Annotated in this window: 9 protein-coding genes; 6 read left to right on the top strand and 3 right to left on the bottom strand. The window is 44.8% G+C overall.

The window, feature by feature from the left end; translation table 11 throughout:
• The 6 genes from AACT18_RS12040 to secF all read left to right on the top strand — a co-directional run.
• The coding region (locus AACT18_RS12040; RefSeq protein WP_254920006.1) for an alpha-amylase family glycosyl hydrolase at positions 1-500 on the top strand (500 nt) is incomplete at its 5' end.
• Between the two features lie 208 nt (positions 501-708).
• On the top strand, positions 709-1,509 hold the full coding sequence (locus tag AACT18_RS12035; RefSeq protein WP_029189831.1) for a TrmB family transcriptional regulator: 801 nt from the start codon (positions 709-711) through the stop codon (positions 1,507-1,509).
• 186 nt (positions 1,510-1,695) lie between these two features.
• Complete coding sequence (locus AACT18_RS12030) at positions 1,696-2,373, top strand: SH3 domain-containing protein (RefSeq protein WP_237666606.1); 678 nt, start codon at positions 1,696-1,698, stop codon at positions 2,371-2,373.
• A gap of 136 nt (positions 2,374-2,509) precedes the next feature.
• Positions 2,510-3,031: a hypothetical protein gene (locus AACT18_RS12025; RefSeq protein ID WP_094143615.1), complete on the top strand. Its 522-nt coding sequence runs from the start codon at positions 2,510-2,512 to the stop codon at positions 3,029-3,031.
• Positions 3,032-3,128: 97 nt separating this feature from the next.
• Complete coding sequence (gene secD / locus AACT18_RS12020) at positions 3,129-4,967, top strand: protein translocase subunit SecD (RefSeq protein WP_094143613.1); 1,839 nt, start codon at positions 3,129-3,131, stop codon at positions 4,965-4,967.
• 2 nt (positions 4,968-4,969) lie between these two features.
• The gene (secF, locus tag AACT18_RS12015) at positions 4,970-5,872 is read left to right on the top strand and encodes a protein translocase subunit SecF (protein ID WP_017045371.1); all 903 of its coding nucleotides are present in this window, start codon (positions 4,970-4,972) and stop codon (positions 5,870-5,872) included.
• Between the two features lie 100 nt (positions 5,873-5,972).
• On the opposite strand, the gene AACT18_RS12010 is transcribed toward secF, so the two are convergent.
• Genes AACT18_RS12010 through AACT18_RS12000 form a run of 3 tightly spaced genes read right to left on the bottom strand, consistent with a single transcriptional unit; the run spans position 5,973 to position 7,186 of the window.
• Positions 5,973-6,107 (bottom strand): TIGR02808 family protein, encoded by a 135-nt coding sequence (locus tag AACT18_RS12010; RefSeq protein WP_013868527.1) that lies wholly within the window; start codon positions 6,105-6,107, stop codon positions 5,973-5,975.
• A gap of 12 nt (positions 6,108-6,119) precedes the next feature.
• Positions 6,120-6,698, bottom strand: a complete 579-nt coding sequence (locus tag AACT18_RS12005) for a NapC/NirT family cytochrome c (protein WP_013868528.1) — start codon at positions 6,696-6,698, stop codon at positions 6,120-6,122.
• A 32-nt stretch (positions 6,699-6,730) separates the two neighbouring features.
• Entirely contained in the window at positions 6,731-7,186 is a 456-nt protein-coding gene (locus AACT18_RS12000) for a nitrate reductase cytochrome c-type subunit (protein ID WP_013868529.1), read from the bottom strand.
• Between the last annotated feature and the right edge of the window lie 71 nt (positions 7,187-7,257).

Here is a 7,257-nt window from a genome sequence, read left to right as displayed (position 1 = left end):
ATGCAGTGACTCGTTCATATCTTGCGTATCCTAAAAACGTCAACGAAGTGATGTTTAATTTACTAGAAAGCCATGATACGACTCGTTTACTTAGCTTATGTGCCAATGATAAGCATAAAGCTAAGCTAGCCTATTTATTCATGTTCACGCAGGTTGGTTCACCTTGTATTTACTATGGTGGAGAAATAGGGATGGATGGGTGTAAAGGTATGGGTAGAGAAGACAATCGGAAGTGTATGATTTGGGATGAATCTGAACAAGATCTCGATTTCAAAGCCTTTATTCAGTGGCTTATTGAATTGCGTAAAAATCATCCACACTGGAATGAACCTTCACTTAATTGGCATACCGTCGAGCATCCTTCCGTGTTGGCCTATTCCCGAGGTGAGCAAACGTTTTTTATTAATAACAGTGATAGTGCTATTTCGTTTATGTGGCAAGAGCAGCTTATGCATTTAACCGCTTTCGGTTTTAACATCTTGGGCTTATGCACCGCTTAGGCTTGGTGGCGATAAGCTTAGTTCACCCTGAATCTCAATAGATTCGTCTACATTCACTGCGTAAGGAGTGATAATCTCTATACCTATCCAATTTGAGGTTTTTCGTTGGGTTTGCTCGTGATCTTTTTTCACTTGTTAGCTATCGGCAGCCTCAAATGGTGTAGGTACATTTAGGAATTCAACTGTGAATAAAAAGCGAGGAGAACCTGTGACTGAACTGGTAACGAAATTGATGGGGTTTGGATTTACTAAGACAGACGCATTGGTTTACATCAATTTACTTAAAAATGGTCGATCAAGCGGCTATAAGATTGCCAAAGATATCTCTTTGTCCCGCTCATCGGTTTATTCTTCAATCGATAATTTATACAAAAATGGTTGTATTTTTATGTCGGATGGAGACACAAAAGAGTATGAAGCAAAATCGCCCGAACTCATTTTCAGCCAAATAGAAAGACAGACGATCGACAATATTCAGATCCTTAAAAAAGAGCTATCGCGCATGATGCTCCAAGAGGAGAAAGAGTTTATTTATAACGTGACGGGTTTTGAAAACCTCATTCAAAAAGCGAGAGAGATGCTGGCACTCGCGCAGGTGGAGGTGTACCTAAATACTGACTTTCATCTAGAGCTATTAGAAAAAGAAATTTGTGATGCTATCGAAAGAGGTGTTCGAGTCATTACCTTTTCCTTTAATAAATTATCGGTACCACATCCTAAAGTGGAGCTATATTCTCGCTCCGACCAGCAGGAGCAACGTTATCCCTCGCATCGTTTTATGTTGGTTGTGGATATGAAACAAGCAGTAATGTTTTCTCATCGTCAAGAAGCGTTGGGTCTGTATTCTAATAATCGTCTGTTGGTCAAAATGATTGCAGAGCATATACATAGCGATATTTATCTCACCGAATATGAAAAACTAGCTCCAGAAAAGCGCTGTCGTATCGGTACGATTCATGAGCTTGATAATGATATGGTTCATGATGATAGTGGGAGCTTCACCCAATAAAAGGGACTGATTTTGCAGAAGATTGACGCATAGCATCAAGTTCAGGATTAGGCTGCCGTTAGTATCGCTGTGGGTTCGAATAGTGAGTAAAAATGACATTCGGAGATTTCAACTATAATTAACGAACAATTAAAGCGTGGCGCGCCGAACAAGGTTGCGCACAACAAGAAAGGAATGAGCAGCAAGATGAAAAAAATGCTGATGTTTCTATTATTGCTGCTTGGGCTGGCGGGTGCAGGCGCTGGCTATTACTTTCTTTATTATCTTCCCGAGCAAGAAGTACTGCAGGCCGATTCGTCGAGTTCGAACGATGAAGAACAAGTGCCAACGGATGAGCCTTCCCCTAAAACGACTTTGCCAGCAAAGCCACTCGTTAATGATTTATATGTCGATTTAGCAAGGCTCGGAGTAAGAGAAAAGCCCGATGCACAAGCGTTTATTGAGCGGGTTCTATACCGTGGTGATAAGGTGAAAATCTTGGAACGTAAATCGGGTTTTGGCCGTATTACCGATTATTTTGTCTATGAGGAAAACGGGCCTGAAGTTGCGGAGTGGATACCTCTGGATGGTTTAGTGGAACAAGCCCCGCTGATCACAGCAGAGGAGCGCCGTAAAACGGTCACGCAGTACATTGCGAATTCGGATGATTTTAAACTCTATGAAACGGCTTTTGTGCAGAAAACCGATGAGTTGCTGAAAAATGAAACCTGCGTACCAGAAGATTTTGAAGAGCTTGGTGGCTGGGTAAAGTCGCTCAAATATCAAGAACGTGAGGTTTATTTTGTGTATTGTGGTGGCCGCAAGTTAGCCAACAAAATTTACTTTGATATACAAAGCAAAGAAATATTTTACGCTTCTCATTAGCTAAAGTGGTAAGAGCATTTAGATCTTTTTACTTGAGGCTTATGGTTGCCAGGAATATGATGCTTGCTTGCTTGCTTGCTTGCTTGCTTGCTTGCTTGCTTGCTTGCTTGCTTGAGTTGAGAGGAATGATTTTTTCATGCATTGGCACTTTATTAAATATGTCTGGTTTACGCTTCTCGCGGTGGTTCTGCCTTCGCAAGCGTTCGGCTATTTAATTGAAAGTGAAACGCACAGCCACGCTGAACCTAAAGTCATCCCACAATATGGTGAAAAAACCTCGCTCACGGCGATTGTTCATCAGCAAACATTGCCTCAAGCTATTGCTATTCAACAACCTATCTCTGATCAACAATCAATATCTGATCAACAAGATAAACAAACGGCTCCACCCGTATCAAAATCGCTTCACTCAGACACTTCTGCTGCAATCGTTACCGCATCTCGTTGGGGGGTAACTTCCCGAGTTGTTGAATACGATGGTCCCACTTTTGTCGATAACACGCCCAATTACGATGTCACCGTCGCTCCCTTTAGGCTTTATCTTTTTCCTGTCGCTGAGTTGGCGGCATGGCAAGCTCGCCCCTACAGTTCTAACCACAGAATTTCTGGTTGGAAAGAAACCAATGCCATGTATGTGGCGTTAAATAGCCAGTACTGATCCTTCTTACTTTATATCAAGTGACAAAGTCACTCGCTTGTTCATTTAACTTGTTTATTTAAAGTAATAACAACTCAGCTTTGCTGAGAGGATTGGTATGAAAAAAACACAAAATAAAAAGGCGTCAGTACGTCTTATTAATCACTATTCTGCGTGGAAGTATATCGTATTGGCCGCCACTTTGGTTGTGCTTGCCTTGAGCGCTATACCCACATGGTATGGTGAACAGCCGTCGATCCAACTGCAAGTCTCAGCTAAAAATGAGACGCTTAATTCAGTCGTGGAATTGACTCATCTACTCGAAAAAAACGATATTGCGGTACAAAACATACAGCAGCAAGGTGGGAAAACGACCTTAGTCTTTGCTGATGAAGTCCAGCAAACGCACGCCAGAGAATTACTCGATGGCATGATTGAAAAAGAAGACAGTATTACGTTCTCTTACGTTTCGGTTGCACCAACATGGTTGACAAATTTAGGTTTTAACCCGATTAAACTAGGATTGGACCTGCGTGGTGGTGTGCAATTTTTGCTGAACGTTGACGTGGATAAAGCGTTCCAAGAGCAACGTGACAGCATGATCGATACCGTGAAAGATAAGCTGCGTGACGAGCGTCTTCGCAGCGTGAAAGTTAGCTCTGAAGGTATTGATGGCTTCAAAGTAATGAGCAATTCAGCGGAAGATCTCAATAAAATCAATGCATTTCTTAAAGAGACTTACTCAGGGTGGGATATTCAACGCTCTTCTGATCAACTGCTGATCAAGCCTTCAAAACAGAATCGAGTCGATTTCCAATCAACGACGCTGCAACAGAACCTCAAGATTATGCGTGATCGCATTGAAGAGCTGGGCATCACTGAAGCCATGGTTCAGCGCCAAGGCGAGCACAGCATTCGTATCGAATTACCGGGCGTGCAAGACCCATCACAAGCGAAAAACGTGATTGGTGCGACGGCAAGCCTTGCTTTTTATGAGGCGAAATCACCCAGCGAAGCGTTTACGTCGCAAGACATTGTGCTAAAAGATGAAAATGGCCGCAATGTTGTACTTACTAAACGCCCTGTATTAACCGGCGATCACATTGTTAATGCGCGCGCAGGTATTGACCAAGTGGGAATGTCTGAGGTCAACATCTCGCTTGACCACGCGGGTGGCAAAATCATGAGTGATTTTTCATCCAAGCATATCGGTAAGCCGATGGCGACCGTGTACCGTGAATACACCACCAATGCTCGTGGCGAAACAGAGCGTAGCGAAAAAGTGATCAGTGTTGCGACCATTCAATCGCAGCTGGGTAGCCAATTTAGAATCACTGGTGCAGGTTCGATGGAAGAAGCACAGCAGCTGGCTTTATTGCTGCGCGCTGGTTCATTAACCGCGCCTGTGACTATCGTAGAGGAGCGTACCATCGGCGCTTCATTGGGCGCAGAAAACATTCAAAATGGTTTTGCCGCATTAGCCTTAGGTATGGCATTAACGCTGACTTTTATGGCGCTTTGGTATCGCCGTTTAGGTTGGGTGGCGAACGCGGCGTTGCTGTTTAACATGGTGTGTCTCATTGGTCTGATTGCCTTATTGCCGGGTGCTGTGCTGACCTTGCCGGGGATTGCAGGTCTGGTTTTGACGGTTGGCATGGCTGTCGATACCAACGTGCTGATTTTTGAACGTATCAAAGACAAAATTGCAGAAGGACGTAATTTCGCCCAAGCGATTGATTCTGGGTTTAGCAGCGCCTTTAGCACCATTCTTGACGCCAACGTCACCACTATGATCACCGCCGTGATTCTGTATTCGATCGGTAATGGTCCAATCCAAGGCTTTGCCCTGACTTTAGGGCTCGGCATTATGACCAGTATGTTCAGCGGTGTATTTGCTTCGCGTGCGGTTATCAATCTCATTTGGGGACGAGATGCTCGTCGTGATGTAAGGGTATAAACATGATTGATTATTTGAAAAACCATATTCGTCCAATTCGTTACATCACGAGCGTACTCTCTGTGACATTGATGCTGATCTCGTTAGTGGCGTTTGGTGTGAAAGGCCTTAACATGGGTTTGGATTTTACCGGTGGGATGGTCACCGAAGTCACGGTCGATAAAACCCTCACCAACAAAGAGTTACTGCAAGCGTTGAAACCTACATTAGGAGATTCAACGATGCTCACCAAAGCAGGTGAAGAAGGACGTTGGGTTATCCGCTACGCGCTTCCTGAAAGCGATCAAGAGACGCCTAACATTCCCACTTTGCTCAGCGACGTCTCTGAACATGTGACGGTGGTGAGCAACAGTATGGTCGGCTCGCAAGTGGGGCAAGATCTGGTGGAGCAAGGTAGTTTAGCGTTGATGATCTGCTTACTGTGTATCTTAGGTTACTTGTGTTTCCGCTTTGAATGGCGTTTAGCGAGCGGCTCTTTGTTAGCCTTGCTGCATGACGTTATTTTAGTGCTCGGTTTCTTTGCTCTGACACAGATGGAGTTCAACCTAACCGTGTTTGCGGCGGTACTGGCGGTATTGGGTTATTCATTGAACGACTCTATTATCATTGCCGACCGTATTCGTGAACTGCTCGTGGCCAAGCAAAGTACGCCAACCAAAGAGATTACCGACCAAGCCGTGATTGCGACGTTCTCACGCACTATGGTGACTTCGGGTACGACATTACTCACCGTTTCCGCATTGTGGTTAATGGGCGGGGAGCCGCTTGAGGGGTTTGCTATTGCAATGTTCATCGGTATTATTTCTGGAACTTGGTCTTCAATCTCAATCGGGACTGTGTTACCAGAGTGGTTGAAACTTGAGCCTAAACATTACTTGCCTGTAGTGGTGGATTCCGCGCCTTAGTATTTCTGCGCATGTCATTTAAAGTGAAGTAAAAAATCCGCCTTATGCACAGGCGGATTTTTATTGGGAGTTGACTATAAATTACGGTAGGAAGTGTAATTTATAGTTCTTTATCTTTACTCAGTGACAGCAACCAAAGTGAAACGGCGGCAACCACCGCAAAGCCGCCGAAGATAATAACAGGCATCGCGCTGTAACCAAGAATATGCCAAATCACCGATTCTAATGTACTCATGGGTTAATTCTCCTATTGCCAGCCTTCAACGCCTTGCATATCTGGCAGTTTATGTGCAATACCTTTATGGCAATCGACACAGGTTTTTTCACCACTAGCAAGGGCGGTAGAGTGCTGTTTGGCACTGCGTGGACCTTGCTCTGAAAAATCCATGTATTCGAACTCATGGCAGTTGCGGCACTCTAATGAGTCATTATTTTTCAATCGAGACCACTCACGCTCCGCGAGATGTGCTCGACGTGCTTGAAACTTTTCGGGTGTGCTAATGGTGCCTAATACCACATGAGCAAACAACTCTTTGGAGGCTTGCACTTTGCGGATAATCTTGTCTGTCCACTCATGGGGAACATGGCAGTCAGAGCAGATAGCACGTACGCCGGAACGGTTAGAATAGTGAATCGTCTCTTGGATCTCAGCCACAATCGGTGCATGACAGCCTGAGCAGAATTCTTCTGAGTTTGTTGCTTCCATACCGGTGTTAAATGCGCCCCAAAATAGCAGACCACCTGCAAACCCCATGAACAATACGATGCCAACGGCCGCTTTACTTGGGCTTGTGAGCCTTTTCCAAAACGCTTTTAATAATTTCATAAATAGCCTCTTAAGTTATTATCTGGCTACGATTAGCGAAGTGAATCAACGGATTTGAACTCATTTTCCACCAAAGGCTTCGCAATGGCTTGCGGTACATGGCACTGTAAACAGAAATAACGGCGCGGTGAGACGTCAGCTAGCACCGCATCTTCACGGTTAACATAGTGGGTCACACTGATTTTGGTTGCGCCCATCTCTTTGGCATTTTTCCAACTGTGACAAGCAAGGCACTTATTGGCGTTTAGCGACACTTCGTAGCCACGAATGTTATGCGGGATCAAAGGTGGCTGATAGACGTATTCGCTTTCAAGCGCCTGATCTCTTGGGTACTTCTTAAAGTCGTCTGCAGGACGAGTCTCTTCAAGTTGCGTTGCGCCACGCAGCGATTCCAGCCCGCCGTTGCCGCCGGGGTTATTCAGTTCCGCCTGTACCGTTTGGCCAAATAAAGCCCCAAAAGATAAAAGGGCGATCAGTAGTTTTTTCATCTTAAATTCTCCGCCTAATGGCTCATTCTGAGATCGGCCCCCCATAGGGCAGCCGATGCATTCATTAACTG

Source organism: Vibrio sp. V04_P4A5T148 (genome assembly GCF_963875605.1).
GTDB lineage: Bacteria > Pseudomonadota > Gammaproteobacteria > Enterobacterales > Vibrionaceae > Vibrio > Vibrio anguillarum.
This window is presented reverse-complemented; position numbering and strand designations above follow the sequence as displayed.

What these genes read in the sequence shown, in the direction of transcription:
- AACT18_RS12025 (WP_094143615.1), top strand. Translation starts at nt 2,510, where the DNA reads ATGCATTGGCACTTTATTAAATATGTCTGGTTTACGCTTCTCGCGGTG.
- AACT18_RS12010 (WP_013868527.1), bottom strand. Translation starts at nt 6,107, where the DNA reads ATGAGTACATTAGAATCGGTGATTTGGCATATTCTTGGTTACAGCGCG.
- secF (WP_017045371.1), top strand. Translation starts at nt 4,970, where the DNA reads ATGATTGATTATTTGAAAAACCATATTCGTCCAATTCGTTACATCACG.
- secD (WP_094143613.1), top strand. Translation starts at nt 3,129, where the DNA reads ATGAAAAAAACACAAAATAAAAAGGCGTCAGTACGTCTTATTAATCAC.
- AACT18_RS12030 (WP_237666606.1), top strand. Translation starts at nt 1,696, where the DNA reads ATGAAAAAAATGCTGATGTTTCTATTATTGCTGCTTGGGCTGGCGGGT.
- AACT18_RS12005 (WP_013868528.1), bottom strand. Translation starts at nt 6,698, where the DNA reads ATGAAATTATTAAAAGCGTTTTGGAAAAGGCTCACAAGCCCAAGTAAA.
- AACT18_RS12000 (WP_013868529.1), bottom strand. Translation starts at nt 7,186, where the DNA reads ATGAAAAAACTACTGATCGCCCTTTTATCTTTTGGGGCTTTATTTGGC.